Annotated in this window: 18 protein-coding genes; 4 read left to right on the top strand and 14 right to left on the bottom strand. The window is 41.7% G+C overall.

What is annotated here, in order from left to right; translation table 11 throughout:
- Window positions 1–71: 71 nt before the first annotated feature.
- The 5 genes from amtB to PluTT01m_RS19860 form a co-directional block, all read right to left on the bottom strand.
- Complete coding sequence (amtB, locus tag PluTT01m_RS19840) at window positions 72–1,355, bottom strand: ammonium transporter AmtB (RefSeq protein ID WP_041381107.1); 1,284 nt, start codon at window positions 1,353–1,355, stop codon at window positions 72–74.
- A gap of 22 nt (window positions 1,356–1,377) precedes the next feature.
- Window positions 1,378–1,716 carry a P-II family nitrogen regulator gene (glnK, locus tag PluTT01m_RS19845; protein WP_011147996.1) on the bottom strand — a complete coding sequence of 113 codons (339 nt, stop codon included), beginning with the start codon at window positions 1,714–1,716 and terminating at the stop codon, window positions 1,378–1,380.
- A 180-nt stretch (window positions 1,717–1,896) separates the two neighbouring features.
- Complete coding sequence (locus PluTT01m_RS19850; RefSeq protein ID WP_011147997.1) at window positions 1,897–3,681, bottom strand: SmdB family multidrug efflux ABC transporter permease/ATP-binding protein; 1,785 nt, start codon at window positions 3,679–3,681, stop codon at window positions 1,897–1,899.
- Window positions 3,674–5,443 carry a SmdA family multidrug ABC transporter permease/ATP-binding protein gene (locus PluTT01m_RS19855; protein ID WP_011147998.1) on the bottom strand — a complete coding sequence of 590 codons (1,770 nt, stop codon included), beginning with the start codon at window positions 5,441–5,443 and terminating at the stop codon, window positions 3,674–3,676. Before PluTT01m_RS19855 ends, PluTT01m_RS19850 begins: the two co-directional genes overlap by 8 nt.
- Window positions 5,444–5,529: 86 nt before the next feature.
- Entirely contained in the window at window positions 5,530–5,991 is a 462-nt protein-coding gene (locus tag PluTT01m_RS19860) for an Lrp/AsnC family transcriptional regulator (RefSeq protein ID WP_011147999.1), read from the bottom strand.
- Window positions 5,992–6,118: 127 nt separating this feature from the next.
- Here PluTT01m_RS19860 and PluTT01m_RS19865 point away from each other — a divergent pair, with 127 nt between their 5' ends.
- The gene (locus tag PluTT01m_RS19865; RefSeq protein WP_011148000.1) at window positions 6,119–7,171 is read left to right on the top strand and encodes a PLP-dependent cysteine synthase family protein; all 1,053 of its coding nucleotides are present in this window, start codon (window positions 6,119–6,121) and stop codon (window positions 7,169–7,171) included.
- 32 nt (window positions 7,172–7,203) lie between these two features.
- The gene (gene queC / locus PluTT01m_RS19870) at window positions 7,204–7,902 is read left to right on the top strand and encodes a 7-cyano-7-deazaguanine synthase QueC (protein ID WP_011148001.1); all 699 of its coding nucleotides are present in this window, start codon (window positions 7,204–7,206) and stop codon (window positions 7,900–7,902) included.
- A gap of 28 nt (window positions 7,903–7,930) precedes the next feature.
- Here the strand turns inward: queC and PluTT01m_RS19875 are convergent, their stop codons facing one another.
- The 9 genes from PluTT01m_RS19875 to bolA all read right to left on the bottom strand — a co-directional run bounded on the left by PluTT01m_RS19875 (window position 7,931) and on the right by bolA (window position 18,551).
- On the bottom strand, window positions 7,931–8,338 hold the full coding sequence (locus tag PluTT01m_RS19875; RefSeq protein ID WP_011148002.1) for an acyl-CoA thioesterase: 408 nt from the start codon (window positions 8,336–8,338) through the stop codon (window positions 7,931–7,933).
- A gap of 153 nt (window positions 8,339–8,491) precedes the next feature.
- On the bottom strand, window positions 8,492–8,866 hold the full coding sequence (locus tag PluTT01m_RS19880) for a ComEA family DNA-binding protein (protein WP_011148003.1): 375 nt from the start codon (window positions 8,864–8,866) through the stop codon (window positions 8,492–8,494).
- 150 nt (window positions 8,867–9,016) lie between these two features.
- Window positions 9,017–10,888, bottom strand: coding sequence for a peptidylprolyl isomerase (ppiD, locus tag PluTT01m_RS19885; protein WP_011148004.1), 1,872 nt, complete (start codon window positions 10,886–10,888; stop codon window positions 9,017–9,019).
- 293 nt (window positions 10,889–11,181) lie between these two features.
- Window positions 11,182–11,457 (bottom strand): nucleoid-associated protein HU-beta, encoded by a 276-nt coding sequence (gene hupB, locus PluTT01m_RS19890; protein WP_011148005.1) that lies wholly within the window; start codon window positions 11,455–11,457, stop codon window positions 11,182–11,184.
- A gap of 228 nt (window positions 11,458–11,685) precedes the next feature.
- On the bottom strand, window positions 11,686–14,040 hold the full coding sequence (gene lon, locus PluTT01m_RS19895) for an endopeptidase La (protein WP_011148006.1): 2,355 nt from the start codon (window positions 14,038–14,040) through the stop codon (window positions 11,686–11,688).
- Window positions 14,041–14,248: 208 nt separating this feature from the next.
- Window positions 14,249–15,520 (bottom strand): ATP-dependent protease ATP-binding subunit ClpX, encoded by a 1,272-nt coding sequence (clpX, locus tag PluTT01m_RS19900; RefSeq protein WP_011148007.1) that lies wholly within the window; start codon window positions 15,518–15,520, stop codon window positions 14,249–14,251.
- Between the two features lie 136 nt (window positions 15,521–15,656).
- Window positions 15,657–16,280, bottom strand: a complete 624-nt coding sequence (gene clpP / locus PluTT01m_RS19905) for an ATP-dependent Clp endopeptidase proteolytic subunit ClpP (protein ID WP_011148008.1) — start codon at window positions 16,278–16,280, stop codon at window positions 15,657–15,659.
- 273 nt (window positions 16,281–16,553) lie between these two features.
- On the bottom strand, window positions 16,554–17,858 hold the full coding sequence (gene tig / locus PluTT01m_RS19910) for a trigger factor (protein ID WP_011148009.1): 1,305 nt from the start codon (window positions 17,856–17,858) through the stop codon (window positions 16,554–16,556).
- 378 nt (window positions 17,859–18,236) lie between these two features.
- Complete coding sequence (gene bolA / locus PluTT01m_RS19920; protein ID WP_011148010.1) at window positions 18,237–18,551, bottom strand: transcriptional regulator BolA; 315 nt, start codon at window positions 18,549–18,551, stop codon at window positions 18,237–18,239.
- A gap of 243 nt (window positions 18,552–18,794) precedes the next feature.
- On the opposite strand from bolA, the gene PluTT01m_RS19925 reads away from it, so the two are divergent.
- Complete coding sequence (locus tag PluTT01m_RS19925; protein WP_011148011.1) at window positions 18,795–19,373, top strand: lipoprotein; 579 nt, start codon at window positions 18,795–18,797, stop codon at window positions 19,371–19,373.
- A gap of 53 nt (window positions 19,374–19,426) precedes the next feature.
- Window positions 19,427–20,905, top strand: coding sequence for a muropeptide MFS transporter AmpG (gene ampG / locus PluTT01m_RS19930; protein ID WP_011148012.1), 1,479 nt, complete (start codon window positions 19,427–19,429; stop codon window positions 20,903–20,905).
- Window positions 20,906–20,987: the final 82 nt, after the last annotated feature.

Below are 20,987 nucleotides of genomic sequence, written 5' to 3' on the forward strand. Positions count from 1 at the left end.
TGAGTAAGGCAGCAAACTAAGAAACCAACATTACATTTTATGGCCTTATTGCTGCCCTTTTATATTACAACTTAATTATAAGCACTCTCTCCGTGAGAATTAATGTCCAACCCTTCCCTTTCAATTTCAACCGTAACCCGCAGCCCTACCAACAGATCTGCTATTTTAAAAGCAATAAAGGCAACAACGACTGACCAAATCACACAAACCAGTATACTAAAAGCCTGAATACCAACTTGTCCCAACATGGTTATACCCTCTGCATAACCGATCCCTCCCAAAGATTTAGCCGTAAAAACCCCTGTTAGAAGGCAACCTACGATCCCACATACGCCGTGTATGCCGAATACATCACACACATCGTCAACACGTAACCACCGTTTTAAGGCCACCACCCCCCAAAGTCCGGTAAAACCCGCAATCAGGCCAATGATTAATGCACCACCAACACCAACCATTCCTGCCGCAGGTGTAATACCAACCAGCCCAGCAATACAGCCTGAACATGCCCCTAAAAGAGACGGTTTATTACGGAAAAGCCACTCTGCAAAAACCCATGACAGGATAGCGGCGGCAGTCGCCACAATGGTATTTAAAAATGCCAAAGCAGCTATCTCATTAGCAGCACTAGCAGAACCAGCATTAAAACCAAACCAACCAATATAGAGCACAGTAGTGCCCGTGAAGACCATCGGCAAGTTATGCGGTTTAAATGCTTCTTTCCCAAAGCCAGTACGTTTTCCCAGTAAGTAAGCACCAACCAATCCAGCTACAGCAGCATTAATATGAACAACCGTACCACCAGCAAAATCCAATGCTCCATCTTGTGAAAGCACACCTCCCCCCCAAACCATGTGCGCCATAGGCAAGTAAGAAAATGTCAGCCACAACACAGTAAAAACTAACAAAGCCGGAAAGCGAATACGCTCCCCTAACGCGCCAATAATCAAAGCAACAGTGATACAAGCGAAAGAGCCCTGAAATGCCACATGAATTAGCTGATAAAAATTGCCACTTAAGTCAGTGAATGCCAAATTCTTTAGCATCACTTGACTAAAACCACCGAAAAAACCATTCCCTGGCTCAAAAGCCAGGCTATAACCATAAATCACCCACAACACACATACTAAAGCAAAGCTCACCATGACCTGAGCCATTAGCGATAAAACGTTTTTACTCCGTAGCAATCCACCATAAAACAGAGCAATTCCCGGAATGGTCATAAACAGAACAAGCACTGTACAAATCATCATAAAAGCATTATCCGCTTTATCAACAACGCCTTCCGCAGCCTGAGATAATGATGGTACACAACTGGCCACAACACTGGCAGCCACTGAGAATTGCCTTTTCATATCTATCTTCTCTATCAGTGAGTTACAGTGCCGCATCGTTAGTTTCTCCTGTTCTAATACGAATAGCCTGTTGTAATTCAATGACAAAGATTTTACCGTCGCCAACTTTTCCAGTAAAAGCTGATTGCTGAATAGCATGAATGACCTCCTCAACCAATTCATCTGCTACAGCAATATCTATCTTTATTTTAGGTAAAAAATTGACACTATATTCAGCTCCACGATACAGCTCCGCATGTCCTCTCTGACGCCCAAATCCTTTTACCTCTGTTATGGTCAACCCCTGAACACCAAGACCAGAAAGAACTTCCCGAATATCCTCCAATTTGAATGGTTTTATAATTGTCGTAATGAGCTTCATATATCCCCCTTCCATCCTGCTATTATGTTTTCAATAAGGAAATAGCAAAGGGTGTGCCAGAAATTAAAAACATATAAAAATCAAAGAATAATGAAGAGAGTAAAAATTATGGAGAATTAAGAAGGGAGGAGAGCAGCGAATATACTCTCCCGTGAGTGCACCGAATTAGTGCAAGCTTGATTAAATTAACACCTCTTTCTCAGAGATTGTGCCACATTCATTTAATGTCTCACCTACTTGTTGCAACTGATACATCTGATAATAACGTCCACGACTCACAAATAATTGTTGATGGCATCCCTGTTCAACAACTGCACCACGATGCAGCACCAGAATAGTATCAGCCTCCACAATGGTAGACAGACGATGAGCAATCACGATCAATGTTGTTTGTTGACGAATCAATCTCAAAGCCTGTTGTACCGCCTGTTCCGTACCAGAATCAATATTTGCAGTCGCTTCATCAAGGATCAAAATTTGTGGCGTTTGCACTAACACTCTCGCCATAGCAAGCAATTGTTTTTGACCGGCTGACAACGTATTACCCTGCTCTCCCAAGATAGTATGAAGTCCATCAGGCAATGTACGTACTAACTCAGCTAATTGAACCGTTTCCAGTACTTGCCAAACCTTCTCTTCTGAAATATTCCGACCAAGCGTAATATTGTCAAAGAAAGAGTCCGCAAGAACAACCGGGTCCTGCTGAACTATTGCCACACCATTGCGTAATACCGAATGAGACAGAGATGATACAGGCCTGCCATCGAGATAAATTTCCCCTTTCTGCCACGGGTAATATCCCATCAGCAAATTTGCCAGCGTACTTTTACCACTACCAGTATGACCAACCAAAGCAACAAAACCATGAGCCGGAACCTGTAAGTTAATATCTTGCAAAACTATTTTTCCATGCCGGTAGGAAAAACTGACATTTTCTATATCAATTCGACCACTGGATAGTGGCTGACCATCCATACCATAACCTTGTTGAGGGCTATCCATTAATTCAAATATTCTCTCGCCAGAAACGACAGCTTGTTGCAAAATCGATTGCTGAGATGTCAGCTCAATAAGAGGTTCATTCAACCGCCCCAAATAATTAATAAAAGCATACAATACCCCGATACCAATCGCCCCTGGCCCACTAATTCCAAACAACACGATAAGACCGCACAGTACCATAGCAGATAGCAAACTCAATAATGGGCGTAACAAAAGCCCATCTAATCTCAACGCTTGCATTCTCGCCTGATAATGGGCCCGATTGGTTAACAACATACGTTCACCAAAACGCGCCTGCTGCCGGAACTGCTGAATAACACTCATTCCATTAATGACTTCATTAAACTCATCATTAATATCAGCCAAATAACTACGTACCCGGCGGACAATGGGTGTACTAAAATGCTGATATATTGCCATAACAATCAATACGACAGGAAAAATAAGAATTGCAATCAATGCCATACGCCATTCCAACATAAACATAGCAATCAGCATCGTACCAATCAATGCCATGCTGCGAAATACCGATGGAACTACATTAACATAAAGATCTTTAATGACTTCGGTGTCATTCGTTACACGGGAAATCAACTGCCCTACCGGTTGATTATCAAAAGCACTCAGAGGCTGGCGCAATGCTGCATTCATCACATCAGTACGAAGCTGCTGAACCACATCAACTGACACTTGATTGAACAATAAAGCCTGAAAATAGTGTAACGCCGCCGTAATCAGTTGCAGAACAATAAAAGTTATAGCTAGCCCGATAACCACTCTAGTAGGCATATTACCCGTTGCAACCATATTATCGATAAAATAACTAATGAGAACCGGACCACTGACTTCCGCAATTGCAGCCCCCCATAACATGAGTACAGCCAGCCCCAACGGCTTACGATAATTTTTTCCATAAACCAACAGACGCTTCAGAGACGGCCACAATTGACGAACTTTAGTCATCTTTATCCCCTTCTGCTGTTTCCTCGCCATCCAATTCTGCTTCAAGTTGCTGATAATAATACATATCACGATACCATCCCGGCTGCTCTGCCAGTTGCGGATGCCGTCCCTGATGTATAACAGAACCTTGCTGCATCACCAGGATATTATCCGCTTCAGTTAATGCAGACAGACGGTGGGCACTAATGATAACCGTCCGTTGTTGCCTCCACTGACTGAGGTTTTGTAGGATATTGTATTCAGTTTGCCCATCAACCGCAGATAAAGCGTCATCCAGAATCAAAATCTCGGCATCTAAAAGTAATGCCCTCGCAATGGAAATACGCTGCTTTTGCCCACCAGAAAGCATTACCCCACGCTCGCCTACTTCTGTCTGATACCCCTCAGGTAAACGAAGAATATCTTCATGAACATTGGCAAGACGGGCAACTTCTTCAATCTGTTCCTGTGTTGCATCAGGACGTCCCAAAGCGATATTCCTGGCAACAGTATCTGAAAATAAAAAGGGGGTTTGATTGACAACAGCAAATCGTGCTCGCCATTCATCTAACCTGATATCTGCAATTTTGAGCGATTGGAAAAGAATTTCTCCATCAGTCACATCAAACTGTCTCTGTATCAGCGCAAGTAATGTGCTCTTACCTGAACCAGTTGAACCACAGATCCCTAATAACTGTCCAGGTAATAACTGGAAATTAATTTGACTAAGAACAGTTTTGTTACTTTGCGGATAATTAAACGCTTTGATATTCACATCCAGAATACCGCGCTCAGGCAATAAATTGCCAATACCATCCTTAATGACCGGAGGCTCCTGCAACAAGCTACGGATACGACTATAAGCGGCACTTCCCCGTTCAACGATATTAAACATCCATGCCAATGCCAACATTGGCCAAATCATCAAGCCAAGGTACATCACAAAACTAGTGAGCTCACCGAGTGTTAAAACACCATTTAACACCATCCAACCACCACCACCGATAGCCAGTAAATTTGACATACCGATAGCAATAAAAATTGTCGGATCAAATCGCGCATCCACCCTAGCAACATACATATTCTTACGACCAGCTTCCACGGCAACTTGTTCAAACTGATTTGATTGCAGATCTTCAAGGCCAAACGCCTTAATCATACGAATACTGGTCAGACTTTCTTGAGCCTGGTTATTCAGAGCAGAAAATGCGCCTTGTGCAGATTTGAAGCGACGATGAAGTTGATCACCATATCGTTTAATAATGATTGCCATAATCGGCATAGGTAACAAAGACAGTAAAGTTAATTGCCAACTAATTTGTATGCTCATCATAATTAGCACTGCACAGCCCATAACTAGCGAATCAACTAACGTAAGCACACCTTCACCCGCAGCAAACACTACACGATCCACATCATTAGTAGCGCGAGCCATTAAATCCCCTGTGCGGTGACGCAAATAAAATTCAGGGCTTTGTCGGCTAAGTTGCTGGTAAAAATTATTCCGCAATTTAACGGCTAATTGATATGACGCCCCAAACAACCATAAACGCCATATATAACGCAAGATATAGACAATCAATGCGATAACCAGTATAACTCCCGCCCACACCATCAATTGGTAAAATGACATAGACGCAGTGCTGATCCCATCAACGATTACACCCACCAGATATGGAGGAATGAGTAGTAGAATAGAGATAATAATAAGCAGAGTTACTGCCCCAAGATAGCGACGCCACTCGCTACGGAAGTACCAACTTAATTGAGAAAACAATCTCACACGTGTATATCCCGAAATGAAATAGATAGTAGAAATGTTGAACGACACTCAGAATAATTGAATTAACGCAATAGATTAATAATTGGTTAATCTGGTATCGGCAATGCTGTAGTGTATTTGATTTTTTCCATTGCAAAACTCGATGTCACATCAATCAACCCCGGAACACCATTAACCATACGCTTGTAGAAAAGATCATAACTTTTCATATCCACAACTTCTACGTGCATTAAATAATCACATTCACCAGCCATACGATAAAAAGCTAGGACTTCTGGCATTTGCTTTATAAATGCAACAAATTGCTCATACCAATCACTGCTATGCTGCTGAGTTCTGATCATAACAATCACTGTCAGCCCTAATCCTAATTTTTCGCTATCAAGCAAAGCAACTTTACCAACGATATAGCCTTCATCTTCAAGTCGTTTTAACCGTTTCCAACAAGGAGTAGAGGTAAGATTAACAGCTTCCGCCAATGCATTCAGAGACAGACTACAATCTTTCTGTAGTAACTTAAGCAACTTGCGGTCTGTTTTATCCAACATAGCTACCTCTTATAGAAAAATTTTCCATAAAGAAACCACATATTAAGAAAAATAACAATCTATTTCTCCCAGTATCAAGTTAATCTACCCGCTGCCAATTATTTTTAAATTATAGAGTTAATAATTAATGTCACACAGTTGGACCACCAAGGCAATCAGAGAGATTCAAGCAGACCATCAACGCAGCTCTGATACTCATCTTATCCGCCTTAATTTGCCAGTTTTTCCAGGTATCCATTTATATCTAAAAGATGAAAGCACCCATCCAACCGGCAGTTTGAAACATAGGCTTGCTCGTTCTTTATTCCTTTACGCGCTGAGTAATAGTTGGATAAAGGAAGGTACCCCGGTTATTGAATCCTCATCGGGTAGCACTGCTGTATCCGAAGCCTATTTTGCCCGCCTGCTTGGGCTACCTTTTATTGCTGTTATGCCCTCATACACTGCGAAACGTAAAATTCAGGAAATTGAATTTTATGGTGGTAAATGCCATTTTGTTAACCATTCAGCACAAATATATGACGAATCAGAACGACTAGCGAAAGAACTAAATGGTCATTATATGGATCAATTTACTTACGCCGAACGAGCAACAGACTGGCGAGGTAACAACAATATTGCTGAAAGTATTTTTCGCCAGATGCAAATGGAACCATTTCCTGAACCAGATTATATCGTTATGAGCGCTGGTACTGGGGGAACCTCTGCAACTTTAGGACGCTATATCCGTTACCAAGGGCATAACACTAAACTAATTGTTGTCGATCCAGAAAACTCTATATTTTATGACTATTACCGTCAAAATTGCTGTGATATTCGTGGCAATTATAGCAGCAAGATTGAGGGTATTGGCCGCCCTCGAGCAGAGCCTTCTTTTATTCCCTCAGTCATTGATGACATGATCCAAATACCCGATTGCGCCAGCATTGCAACAATTTACTGGTTGGAAAAATTACTAGGCAGAAAAGTTGGCGCATCTACGGGGACTAATGTCTGGGGAGCGCTTCTGCTTGCTAACCAAATGCATGAGCGTGGAGAGCAAGGTGCAATAGTAACTTTACTGTGCGACAGTGGTGAACGTTATCTCGATACTTATTACAATCCAGATTGGGTAAAAAATAACATCGGCGATATCTCTCCTTATCTCAAACAACTACCCAATTTCCGTAGTTATAAGTAACATAACCATTTTATTCCAATGAGGATGTTACAATGAGACGAGCTGTTGTTGTATTCAGTGGGGGACAAGATTCCACTACCTGCCTGATTCAGGCAATTAATCAATATGACGAAGTACATTGTGTCACTTTTGATTATGGCCAGCGCCATCGTGCCGAAATTGATGTTGCACGTAATGTCAGCCATTTTCTTGGTGTTGTTGCACATAAAGTACTGGATGTCACATTACTTAATGAACTGGCTCTCAGCAGTCTGACTCGTGATAACATCCCTGTCCCCGACCACAGTGAAAGCGAAAAAAGTGCCATACCCAGTACATTTGTCCCTGGCCGCAATATTTTGTTCCTGACACTGGCTGCTATATATGCTTATCAAGTTGAAGCCGAAGCAGTTATTACTGGCGTATGCGAAACTGATTTCTCCGGTTACCCTGATTGCCGTGATGAATTTGTCAAGGCATTGAACAAAGCTGTAAGCCTTGGCATTGCCCGTGATATCCGTTTTGAAACTCCATTGATGTGGCTCAACAAAGCGGAAACTTGGGCATTGTCCGACTACTACCAGCACTTAGACTTTGTTCGTAGTCAGACACTAACTTGCTACAACGGCATTCAAGGTAATGGATGTGGTACATGTGCAGCTTGTCATCTCAGAGCTAACGGATTAGAACAATATCTGAATGCTCCGGAGAAAATAATGACTGAAATGAAAGCAAAAACACATCTAGTTTAATCCAAATGGCAATGAGAGCCTTTCCCTCTCATTGCCCTGTTTTCACCAAAGCCCCCATTATTTCACGTAATTCACCTTCAATAGATAATGCTCTTTGTGTCTTTCTATCAATCCAGACAAACGTAGTCTTAGCATCTGCAATGAGTTGATTATTCCTTCTACGTATGATTTCCTGAGAAAATACACCACTTCTGTTCCTCAGTTCCGTCAATCGGCAATCCACTTCCAATTCATCGCCAAGAACTGCTGAACTACGATAATTAATATTAATGTTGACCACTGCAAACCCAACATTGTTTCTCTGTATCCATTCCACTACAGAATGCTTATGCAACCATTCCCACCGAGCACTTTCCAGAAATTCTAAATAGCGAGCATTGTTCACATGTTGAAACAAATCTATATGATAACCATGAACTTTTATAATTGAACTCATAATATTGCCTTATGTTAAAGTCACTCGTCTGACTAGGTTGATTTCACAATAGCAAAACAAAAAATTCACACTAATTAAAGTGATTTATTTGCAACCTTGATCACAACATCCCCATTCACAAAAAAATCATGAATGAGGATGATAGATAATATACTAGTAACTCAACTTACTTCTATTTCGTTCAATAAAAACTGGCCCGATTCCCTGAACCTCCTGCAATTGTTCCACCGCAGTAAACGCACCATGTTTTTCTCGATATTCAACAATTCCTTGTGCTTTTTTTACCCCAATACCATTTAATGCTCTTGCTAACTCTTCAGCACTTGCAGTATTAATATTCACCTTTCCCTTTTCTTCTACTTTCAAAGCGTCCTGTTGCTGTAATTGCTTTTCTGGTGAAGAATGGCTGGTAGTACTGGCTGCTTTAGCGACTTTATCTTTTACTTGCTCGGCGGCAATCGCGAATTGCCCTCCACACGCATAAAGCAAGCCAGCGAGCAAAACAGATAAAATTCCCGATTTTTTCATATTAATTCCTCCATGTTTTATGAACGGAAAAAAGATTGCCACAGATAAATTTGAGCACAATGGACAAAGATCAGATATGCGAAAGGCCGCGAAAGCGGCCTTTGTTGACAAGATAATTACAAAGATATTTGCGATATTCTCCGCAAATTTTTATTCGGTATGCCCTAACTTAATTTTGGCTTTTTCACGCAAACTAATCAGTAAAGACTCCAGCATAGCGTTACCCATTTCACTCTGATAGCCATCAGTCATGCTTTTAATTTGTTCTTCGGATACAACACCTGGAGTAACTTTATCCAGTTGGATCAACACAACGTCATCCAAACTATTTTTCGTCAAACCATATTCTGCCTTACCTTCTTTTGGCAGTGGTAAAGCGAATACTGCACCAACTAACACATTATCCTGAGATGTACGCTGAATAACCTGAGATTCACCAAATTGAATACCTGCATCTTTCAAGGCTTGCTCACCTTTACCTTCTTTTAAGGCGGTCAGTAATTTCTCACTTTCGACTTGAAGCTGTTTTTCAGCTTTCTGGCGTTTAACCAGTTCAGTAACCTGATCTTTAACTTTCTCGAAAGGCTGTACTGTTTCTGGCTTATAATTATCTACACGCAGAACAAATGCACGATCACCTTCAACGGAGATAACATCAGAATTAGTTCCTGTTGGCCCCTGTCCATCAACAAGATTACCTTCAAAAATGGCATGAATAACGGCACCAAAATTAATCTCTGCTGGCACACTATTGCGATCAAACCAATCAGTCGTCACAACCTTAATACCTGAAACTTCCTCAGCCGCAGCTAAAGATTCATTATCGCTGGTAGCAGCATCACTGACTTTCTGTTGCAGAGCATAGAAAGCATCTACCGCTTTTTCCTGCTTAACCATTTTCTCAATTTCAGAACGAACTTCAGATAAGGGCTTAATTATTTGGGGTTTAACATCATCCAAATGGAAAATAGCGAAGCCATTAGGAACCTTAATCACAGAAGAAATTTGGCCTTTTTCTTTCAAATTAGCTTGTTTCAATTCTTCAGGAAGAGCATCTTCTTCCATCCAGCCGATCTCACCATGATTTTTCGCTGAAAACTTATCCGTAGATTTTTTAGTCGCTAATTTACCAAAATCAGCACCCTTATTTAACTCATCAAACACGGTTCTGGCTTCAGATTCAGTTGCAAGCTGAATCAGACTGTATTTTTTCTGCTCTGGTTGTGTATAACGCTTCAAATTATGCTCATAATAAGCATCAACATCAGCGGATGTAGCTGAAACTTTATTCATTTCATCTACAGCATCCATCTTGATATAGCTGATTTTCACTTCTTCAGAAGCAATAAAGCTGCTCTTATTCAGATTATAGTAATCTTGCAAATCTTTATCTGTTACTTCCTGCTGCGCCTGAATTTTCTTCAGCTCCAGTGTAGCTATACGAGCAGTTCTCTGTTGCAGAAGCAATTCAGCATTGAGTTTCACCTCACCAGGCAATGCTATTTCACTGCCAGAAAAGGCCATAATTAATTGTTGGTTAACTAAATTCTGGCGTGTTTGTTCCGCAAAAATATCCGGACTCATATTGAAACGGTTGAGCAACTCCAGATATTTGTTGTTATCAAATTTACCGTCTGTCTGAAAGTAAGAAGTATTTCGGATAGAATCCTTAACTTGCTCATCACTAGCAGATAAACCCAATTCACGGGAATATTGATCAATCAATGCATTATTAATTAGACGATCCAAAGCCTGATTACGAATCTGCTTCATGCTTTGTTCGTCACTTGCTAACACCGAGAATTTATCTCCTAATTGCTCTTGCAATGCATTTCTCTCTTGCTGAAACGCCTGCTCCAATTGAGCACGACTGATAGCCTGGCCATTCACTTCGGCAGCATAACTACCAGCTCCACTTGTCAGGTAGCCCCCAACCCCCGTCAAAACAAAAGACAGGATAATGAGAGCCAGCACGATTTTAAGCACAGGACTGTTTGCCGCCGTGCGTAGGTTGTCCATCATAAAGAGGCAAAACTCCGCTTTGGTGAAATTGAAAACGCCATATTACGCTAATTCAAGCGCTAAGAGAAAAAAAGCGCACCAATCAATTGATGCGCTTCTATTTTAACTTACCAAATCTGTCTCGTCAGTCTATGTTTACCAATATATACCCGTTATCTTTCAAGTTGCTTCTTTGTTGGCTGCTCTCGGTCACATCGTTATCTATGCTCCCGGGGATTCACTCCCTTGCCGTCGCGATGCATCTTGAAATCCATAGGGTATAACAAGGATTGACAAACAATATTTAGTTCGTGTCACCCATTAACAGCGTCTTTCAAACCTTTACCTGGACGGAAAGCAGGTACTTTAGCCGCAGCAATTTTGAGCTCTTTTCCTGTTTGAGGGTTACGGCCTGTACGTGCAGAACGTTCACGAACAGCAAAAGTACCGAATCCCACCAGAGCAACATCATCACCATCCTTCAATGCACCCGTTACAGAAGAAATGAATGCATCTACTACACGCCCCGCAGCTGCTTTAGAAATATTAGAGTCAGCAGCAATTTTGTCGATCAGTTGTGATTTATTCACTCTTATCATCCCCATATAGTTTTTACTACCGCATCAGAATCCCAACGGATAACCCGATAGCAGTGCCGTTATATCAATCCTTTCCGATATTGGCAAGAAATCATAAGACAACAAAATATTTATTAAGCAGTTTATCCAAGTTAATAATATAAAAAGGCTGGTAAGCCTGAATTCACTTACCAGCCTATATTTCATTCATACTTATTGAAAAAATTCACTATTTTTGTACTATTTGACTGACACTAATTCTGCGCCAAACACAGGGTCCTGCAATGTAATAGCCAAAACATCTTCAATACGTTTAACTGGATGGATCTGTAGATCTGCAACAATGTTCTGGGGAATTTCTTCCAGATCACGTTTATTCTCTTCCGGAATTAAGACTGTTTTAATTCCACCTCGATGGGCAGCTAATAGTTTCTCTTTCAAGCCACCGATTGGCAGAACTAAACCACGCAACGTGATTTCGCCCGTCATAGCAACATCCGCCCGAACTGGATTACCGGTCAGGCAGGAGACCAATGCTGTACACATGGCGATACCCGCACTTGGGCCATCTTTTGGCGTCGCACCTTCCGGAACGTGGACATGAATATCCCGTTTCTCATAGAAATCAGAGTTGATACCCAACTTATCAGCACGAGCACGAACAACTGTTAATGCTGCCTGAATGGATTCCTGCATAACCTCACCGAGTGAGCCGGTATAGGTTAGTTTACCTTTCCCCGGAACACACGCGGTTTCAATGGTCAGTAAATCACCACCAACCTCAGTCCATGCAAGCCCTGTGACCTGACCAATACGGTTTTCTGTATCTGCACGACCATAATCCACACGTTGAACACCCAGATAATCTTTCAAGTTATCTGAATTGATTTCAATATGTTTTAAATTTTTATCCATTAACAATGTCTTCACCGTCTTACGGCACAGCTTAGAAATTTCTCGCTCTAAACTACGCACTCCGGCTTCACGAGTGTAGTAACGGATAATGCCAATAATAGCACTGTCATCAACAGTTAATTCATTTTTTTTCAGAGCATTACGTTCAATCTGCTTAGGCAGCAAATGACGCTTGGCAATATTTAACTTTTCATCTTCGGTATAACCGGAAAGACGAATAATCTCCATGCGATCCAACAATGGTGCCGGAATCTTCATAGAGTTGGATGTTGCAACAAACATGACATCTGACAGATCATAATCGACCTCCAGATAATGGTCGTTAAATGCCACGTTCTGTTCTGGGTCCAAAACTTCCAATAAGGCAGAAGCTGGATCACCACGCATATCGGACGACATCTTATCAATCTCGTCCAGTAGGAATAGGGGATTTTTCACTCCAACCTTGGACATTTTTTGAATCAATTTGCCCGGCATAGAGCCAATATAAGTACGGCGATGACCACGAATTTCCGCTTCATCACGGACCCCACCCAATGCCATACGCACATATTTCCGCCCGGTCGCTCGTGCAATAGACTGACCTAAAGAGGTTTTACCCACCCCAGGAGGACCAACCAGACATAAAATCGGTCCTTTAATTTTGCTAATTCGGCTTTGTACCGCTAGATACTCAAGGATACGCTCTTTCACACGCTCTAAACCATAATGGTCGGTATCCAGAGTTTCCTGAGCTTTAACCAAATCTTTTTTAACTTTACTGCGAGCAACCCACGGAACCTGCACCATCCAATCGATATAGCTACGGACAACTGTCGCTTCCGCCGACATAGGAGACATCATTTTCAGTTTTTGCAATTCAGCTTCGGCTTTTTCACGAGCTTCTTTGGGCATTTTTGCCGCTTCAATTTTGCGCTTCAGAGTTTCATACTCATCAGGCGCATCATCCATTTCACCCAGTTCTTTTTGAATTGCTTTCATCTGCTCATTCAGGTAGTACTCGCGCTGACTTTTTTCCATTTGTTTTTTCACGCGGTTACGGATGCGCTTTTCTACCTGTAACAAATCAATTTCTGATTCCATCATTGCCATCAGATATTCAAGACGCTCAACGACATCAGACATTTCCAAAACAGTCTGTTTATCACTGAGTTTCAATGGCATATGCGCAGCAATTGTATCAGCTAATTTAGCTGCATCTTCAACACTGTGTAGCGAAGTCAAAACCTCTGGCGGGATTTTTTTATTTAGCTTAATGTAGCCTTCAAACTGATTAATAGCTGTCCTGATCATCACTTCCTGCTCACGTTCATCAACGATCGGTGAGTCAAGATACTCAGCATGAGCAGAAAAATGTTCGCCATTGTCAGTCAGAGTTGTAATGCGGGCACGTTTCAACCCTTCGACAAGCACTTTTACGGTGCCGTCAGGCAATTTTAACATCTGTAAAATAGAAGCTACTGTACCAACGGAGAAAAGGTCATTAACCCCTGGCTCATCAGTTGAAGCTTCTTTTTGCGCAACCAACATGATCTGTTTGTCATGATCCATTGCTGCTTCTAGGCAGTGAATAGACTTCTCACGCCCTACAAACAATGGGATCACCATATGCGGGTAAACCACCACATCGCGCAGAGGCAATACAGGGATTTCTATGCGTTCGGAACGCTCAAGATTCATAGAGCTCTCTCTTCGTTTAGCTTTCGCCAGTTTTTAGGGAATCTCGTGAAACGCGGTTCTCACGAGTTTCACTCCATAGAATATAAAATATATGGGGACAGGAATTTGACATTCAATAGTATGATACTTTAATAAAAATAAAATGAGGGTAGTCCCCTCATTTTATTTAATAATATCTCGTTTAGCGAATTCCCTATCCTAGACTCAATTATTCACCAGAAACTTGGGCATCCGGTTTGCTGTAAATTAGTAAAGGCGCAGATTGACCATTGACAACCGATTCATCTACAACAACTTTCCCAACGTTTTCCATTGATGGCAGATCATACATAGTGTCCAGCAATGCGCCTTCAACGATAGAACGCAGGCCGCGGGCACCTGTCTTACGAACCATTGCTTTCTTAGCAATAGCCGTCAGGGCTTCACTTCTGAATTCCAGATCAACACCTTCAAGGTTAAACAGTGCTTGATACTGCTTAGTCAACGCATTTTTAGGCTCTTTCAAAATCTGGATCAACGCTTCCTCACTCAATTCACTGAGCGTGGCAACAACAGGTAACCGCCCAATAAATTCAGGGATAAGACCAAATTTGATGAGATCTTCTGGCTCAGCCTGTGCAAGCAATTCGCCTTCAGTCGCTTTTTCTGACTCACCTTTGACTTTCGCACTAAATCCAATACCTGTACTGGTATTTAGACGCTGACCAATCACTTTATCCAAACCTGCAAACGCACCACCACAAATAAACAGGATCTTAGAGGTATCTACCTGTAAAAACTCCTGTTGTGGATGTTTACGCCCCCCCTGAGGAGGAACCGCAGCAATTGTACCTTCAATCAGTTTCAGCAGCGCTTGCTGTACACCCTCACCTGAAACATCCCGAGTAATTGACGGGTTATCAGATTTACGTGAAATCTTGTCAATTTCATCAATGTAAACAATACCGCGCTGAGCTTTTTGCACATCGTAGTCACATTTTTGCAGTAATTTCTGAATAATGTTTTCTACGTCTTCTCCCACATATCCCGCTTCAGTCAGCGTAGTCGCATCTGCCATAGTAAAAGGAACATCAAGATAACGGGCCAATGTTTCAGCCAATAGTGTTTTACCACTCCCTGTCGGCCCAATCAGCAGGATATTACTTTTACCTAATTCAACACCGTTACTGGTATCGCCATTACGTAACCGCTTGTAATGGTTATAAACAGCAACCGCCAACACTTTTTTCGCCGTTTCCTGGCCGATCACATAATCATCCAAATGCTGACGAATTTCATGAGGCGTTGGTAATGCATTACGCTCACGATGTGGTACAAGCTCTTTAATTTCTTCGCGAATGATGTCGTTACATAAATCCACACATTCATCGCAGATATACACTGACGGGCCAGCAATCAATTTTCGCACTTCATGTTGGCTTTTCCCGCAGAAAGAGCAATACAGCAGCTTTCCTGAACCGTCTTTGCGCTTATCTGTCATCAGTACAACCTCACTTTATCAACTGCTCACCCAGATTCGTCTGGCAAAGCAGGAAACTTCTGCTATTACCCCGAACGTCATAGCTTTACCAAGTGGTAAGCCGAATGTTTATATTATAGCTTCCGGGAATAATAAATTAATCGCGATGGGTGAAAATCTTATCAACCAATCCATACTCTACGGCTTCGTCTGCTGACAAGAAACGATCACGTTCTGTATCTTTCGCGATCTCTTCAATCGGTCTTCCCGTATGTTTTGCCATCAACTCATTCATACGCGATTTTACTTTCAGTATTTCCTGAGCGTGAATTTCAATATCTGTAGCTTGCCCCTGGAAACCGCCTAATGGCTGATGAATCATAACCCGGGAATTTGGCAAGCAGATACGTTTTCCCTTTGCCCCAGCAGTCAACAAGAATGCTCCCATTGAACATGCCTGCCCCATACAAATAGTACTGACATCCGGTTTAATAAACTGCATCGTATCATAGATGGACATTCCCGCAGTAATCACACCACCTGGTGAATTGATATATAAGAAAATATCTTTTTCCGGATTCTCTGCTTCAAGAAACAACATCTGAGCTGCAACCAGATTTGCCATGTGATCTTCAACCTGACCGGTCAGGAAAATAATACGCTCTTTTAATAAGCGAGAATAGATATCGTATGAACGTTCTCCACGAGTAGTCTGTTCAACTACCATCGGCACCAAAGCCATGTGAGGCGCATATTGATCCCGCTTGTCGCTATATGACATTTTCGTCTCCTAATAGAATTCATGTTGGTGCCATTCATAACCAATTCTACTTGAGATAAGCGATGATGACCATGATTCAAAGTTAGCCAGTCAAGGGGGAATTCCCCCTGAAAAATTTGGCAATCATATACATAATATTAAAAAGGATCTGAGGGTAAACCCACTTTTTTCAAGAAAAATCTTGCCTCTTAATTTATAAAAAAACCCGCAGGTTAATCTGCGGGTTCATTTCACTGAGATGATAAATTCATTATCTCATGACAAAACTAAAACTTATGCCATTTGATTCTGATTCATTAACTCATTGAAAGTTGTTTCTTTTTCAGAAACTTTTGCTTTACCCAAAAGAACTTCAACAGCTTGTTCTTCTAAAGCAACATTACGAACATTATTCATCAATTCTTGGTTTTTACCATAGAATTCGATCACTTCTTGAGGAGCTTCATAGGCAGAAGCCATTTCCTCAATTAATGCTTTAACACGTTCTTCATCAGCTTTCAGCTCATTACTACTGATAACTTCGCCTAATAACAAACCAACAACAACGCGACGCTTAGCTTGTTCTTCAAACAGTTCACGAGGCAGTTCCAAAGCTTGTTTTTCATTGCCACCGAAACGCTGAGCAGATTGACGGCGCAGAACATCAATTTCGCTATCAACAATAGCAGCAGGAACGTCGATTTCGTTAACCTTAACTAATCCATCGATAACCTGAGACTTAATACGGTTACGAACTGCATTTTTCAGTTCACGCTCCATATTTTTACGTACTTCTGCACGCAGGCCATCAACAGTGCCATCAGCAATACCGAAACGTTTGATGAATTCTTCATTAAACTCTGGCAGCTCACGCTGTTCCACTTTTTTCAACGTGATTGCAAACTTAGCCGCTTTACCTTTCAGATTTTCAGCGTGATAATCTTCTGGGAAATTGACATCAATGGTAAATTCTTCCCCTGCTTTATGACCAACAATGCCCTCTTCAAAACCTGGGATCATACGGCCCTGGCCCATAGCCAGCACAAAATCGGAAGCCTTACCACCTTCGAACTCTTCACCATCAACAGAACCATTGAAGTCAACAGTCACACGATCTTCTGCACCAACAGCTTCTTCGGTTTCTTTCCAATTAGCCTGCTGCTTACGCAATGTTTCCAGCATTGCATCAACATCTTCGTCTTTTACTTCAACAACGGGCTTTTCAACTTCAATAGATTCCAGATCTTTCAATTCAATTTCTGGATAAACTTCAAACTCTACAGAGTAAGTGAAATCTTCACCATTTTTGAATTGTTCTGGTGCATAACTTGGCGCACCTGCTGGATTAATTTTTTGTTCGATGATTGCATTAATAAAGTTACGTTGCATCAGATCACTCAGAACGTCCTGAATGACAGAAGCACCGTAACGTTGTTTAACAACGTTCATAGGCACTTTGCCTTTACGGAAACCATCGATACGAACTTTTTTTGCTACATTGACCAACTCACTACTAACTGCTTTCTCAACATCGGCAGCAGGAACGGTGATTGTCACACGACGCCCAAGGCCTTGAGTGGTTTCAACAGAAACTTGCATCTTTTTACCTCAAAAAAATCATAGTGCTCGGTCAACTCCAGAGACCATACAACCAGCACATATTTTATGCACCAATCGCAACACTCTCTAAGAACCGGGGCGGTCGCATTTAAAAACCGAGAATCCCTGATGTCAGAAGCGTCCCGAAACCATTCTAAAAATTAGACGCGACATTATAGCGATGCAGACGGTGTGAGTCGAGAATTGCTGAAAAAAGCCCGAACTATTCATCAACTTCACAGGATAACGATTATTCAGCGGCTAAATTTGCATCCAAAATGTATCATATATAAAACGTAAAAACGGCCCGAAGACCGTTCACTGAATTTATTCTATTGTGTAAGAAAACGCCCCAAATTAAGTATCAATCAGCGGATTTCAGACAACAATATTACCCCCACGACATGCCGGTGACGCTAAAACAGTATCCTGTAATTCATTCCACTCTTTTTCTGTGTAGGTATGCAACGCCAAAGCATGAACACCTGCGGCCAACTCTGCCGATAATACGCTGTAAACGGAACGATGGCGGTTCAGCATACGTTCACCAGCAAATTTATTACTGATGATGACGACTTTAAAATGGCTTTCAGAACCTATGGGTACATTGTGACGATAACTTTCATCAATGACCTCAAGATATGAGGGATTAAATGCAACCTGTAATTTCTCTTCTATATCCTGATACACCATATCATTCCCCTTAACCGCACAGTAGTCATACTGCCAACCATACTAATAATTTTAGTCTATTCTCCATGAGTTATAGCATCAACGCATTAAAATATCTTTCAATCGAATCCCACATCATAAGGTTTTTATATGCGTTTACCCCATCAGAGATATGCCATGATCAAAAGGCAGTGCTATTATTGACGTAATTTATGCTATTGATAAGTATTACTGGATATCCTTATCACTGATGAGAAAATTAACATGTTGAAAAGAATCTTATTCCCATTCATTACGCTTTTTCTTCTTGCTGGTTGTGCCGCTCCCAGCAATATCCTGACTATCGAACCTAAAATTACATTGCCAACAGCAGATCCAACAATGGGCGCGATTACCATCAGTATCAGCGGTGCCGACAATCGTCAGTCTCAGACACTTGCTCAAGTTAACCGCAATGCAAAGCTGGAAATACTGAAACCCTCCCGTGATCTGCGTTTTCTACTCCAAGAAATCCTGGAAAAACAGATGGCCGCCCGTGGTTATATGATTGGCTCTCCAGCCAATGCCAATCTGCAAATTATTGTGAACAATCTATATGCAGACGTTAAAGAAGGTAGCCTGCGCCATAATATTTCAACAAAAGCCGATATTTCCATCATTAGTACAGCGCAAAATGGCAGTAAACAAGTTAAGAATTACCGCACTAGTTACAATGTACAAGGTCCTTTAGGCGCAACTAATGAGAAAATTGCTGATGCAGTCAATACTGTATTATCAGAAGTCATAGCAGATATGGCTCAAGATCCTTCCGTCAGTAATTTCATCAAACAAAATGCTCGCTAATTAAAGGATTAATTATTTACTCTGCCCGCAAAGGGCAGGGTTTTGGGAGGCACATGTCTTATCGTTATCTCACCGTTTTTACCCAACATAATTCACGAATTCTGCTTTTACTCGGCTTTGTTTCTGGTTTACCGCTCGCATTGACCGCCAGCACCCTGCAAGCATGGATGACCGTTGAAGACGTTGATCTGAAAACAATTGGCTTTTTTTCTCTTGTCGGCCAAGCGTATGTTTTCAAATTTCTTTGGTCCCCTTTTATGGACCGCTTTATCCCCCCTTTTCTTGGACGTCGCCGTGGTTGGCTACTTGTTACACAGTTATTACTTATAGCCAGTATCGCGGCAATGGGCTTTCTCCAGCCATCTCAACATTTATGGTGGCTAGCCACACTGGCAGTAACCGTCGCTTTCTGTTCTGCATCACAGGATATCGTCTTTGATGCTTATAAAACCGATTTATTGAGTAGCGAAGAGCGGGGTGTAGGTGCTGCCGTTTCGGTATTTGGTTATCGATTAGCCATGTTAGTTTCAGGCGGGTTAGCATTATGGATCGCAGACCGCTATATTGGCTGGCAACACACCTACTGGTTGATGGCTGGACTGATGCTGATTGGCGTCTACGCAACGTTAAAAGCTAGAGAGCCTGAAATTGACGCTCCGTCACCAAAAACACTCCAGCAAGCCGCAATAGAGCCATTAGTCGATTTTTTTAATCGCAATAATGCATGGCTGATACTACTGTTAATTGTCATGTATAAAATGGGAGATGCCTTTGCTGCCAGCCTAAGTACCCCATTTCTTATCCGAGGTATTGGCTTTGATGCTGGTGAAGTTGGAATGATCAACAAAACGCTGGGATTAGCAGCAACTATCGTTGGTGCATTATATGGTGGTTATTTAATGCAACGATGGAGTTTATTCCGCTCACTCATGATCTTTGGCATCCTGCAAGCGATTTCCAATATTGGATACTGGCTGTTATCCATTACTGACAAAAATATCTACACTATGGGCAGCGCCGTTTTTCTGGAAAATATCTGTGGCGGAATGGGAACCGCTGCATTTGTTGCCCTAATTATGGCGTTATGTCATAAATCGTTCTCTGCAACACAATTTGCTTTATTATCTGCTTTATCTGCTGTTGGACGAGTCTATGTCGGCCCAATTGCGGGTTGGTTCGTTGAATTACATGGCTGGCCAAACTTCTATCTATTCTCTATAGCGGCTTCTGTTCCAGGCTTATTACTGTTATTTATCTGCCGCCAGACTCTGGTTTATACCCAGCGAACTAACGATTTTATGCCACGTACTGAATTCAAAAATTCCTATCGTCTAGCGCTTGGCTTACTATCATTAGCAAGCATCTTGCTCACATTCTGGTTATTTACCATCACCACCAATGCTCTTAACTGGACTCATGCACCTTATCTGGCCGAAACATTGCTATTATGGGCAGCACAAATTGGTATCACAGGCATCATTCTCGGTAGCTTTCTAGATTATCTCGCATTAAGAAGGAACAAATTGGCTTAAAAGGCGAAAACATTAAGTTAATTTATTAAAGGTTGACGACGGTCAGCCTTTGATATCTCTGCCCTCTTTTTAAATATTTAAG

Origin of the sequence: Photorhabdus laumondii subsp. laumondii, from assembly GCF_003343245.1 — a bacterium.
GTDB lineage: Bacteria > Pseudomonadota > Gammaproteobacteria > Enterobacterales > Enterobacteriaceae > Photorhabdus > Photorhabdus laumondii.

Coding starts and splice junctions, on each gene's coding strand:
- PluTT01m_RS19880 (WP_011148003.1), bottom strand. CDS start 8,866: ATGAAAAAATCGGGAATTTTATCTGTTTTGCTCGCTGGCTTGCTTTAT.
- ampG (WP_011148012.1), top strand. CDS start 19,427: ATGTCTTATCGTTATCTCACCGTTTTTACCCAACATAATTCACGAATT.
- PluTT01m_RS19875 (WP_011148002.1), bottom strand. CDS start 8,338: ATGAGTTCAATTATAAAAGTTCATGGTTATCATATAGATTTGTTTCAA.
- amtB (WP_041381107.1), bottom strand. CDS start 1,355: ATGAAAAGGCAATTCTCAGTGGCTGCCAGTGTTGTGGCCAGTTGTGTA.
- glnK (WP_011147996.1), bottom strand. CDS start 1,716: ATGAAGCTCATTACGACAATTATAAAACCATTCAAATTGGAGGATATT.
- clpX (WP_011148007.1), bottom strand. CDS start 15,520: ATGACAGATAAGCGCAAAGACGGTTCAGGAAAGCTGCTGTATTGCTCT.
- queC (WP_011148001.1), top strand. CDS start 7,204: ATGAGACGAGCTGTTGTTGTATTCAGTGGGGGACAAGATTCCACTACC.
- bolA (WP_011148010.1), bottom strand. CDS start 18,551: ATGGTGTATCAGGATATAGAAGAGAAATTACAGGTTGCATTTAATCCC.
- PluTT01m_RS19865 (WP_011148000.1), top strand. CDS start 6,119: ATGTCACACAGTTGGACCACCAAGGCAATCAGAGAGATTCAAGCAGAC.
- lon (WP_011148006.1), bottom strand. CDS start 14,040: ATGAATCTTGAGCGTTCCGAACGCATAGAAATCCCTGTATTGCCTCTG.
- ppiD (WP_011148004.1), bottom strand. CDS start 10,888: ATGATGGACAACCTACGCACGGCGGCAAACAGTCCTGTGCTTAAAATC.
- clpP (WP_011148008.1), bottom strand. CDS start 16,280: ATGTCATATAGCGACAAGCGGGATCAATATGCGCCTCACATGGCTTTG.
- PluTT01m_RS19925 (WP_011148011.1), top strand. CDS start 18,795: ATGTTGAAAAGAATCTTATTCCCATTCATTACGCTTTTTCTTCTTGCT.
- tig (WP_011148009.1), bottom strand. CDS start 17,858: ATGCAAGTTTCTGTTGAAACCACTCAAGGCCTTGGGCGTCGTGTGACA.
- PluTT01m_RS19850 (WP_011147997.1), bottom strand. CDS start 3,681: ATGACTAAAGTTCGTCAATTGTGGCCGTCTCTGAAGCGTCTGTTGGTT.
- PluTT01m_RS19860 (WP_011147999.1), bottom strand. CDS start 5,991: ATGTTGGATAAAACAGACCGCAAGTTGCTTAAGTTACTACAGAAAGAT.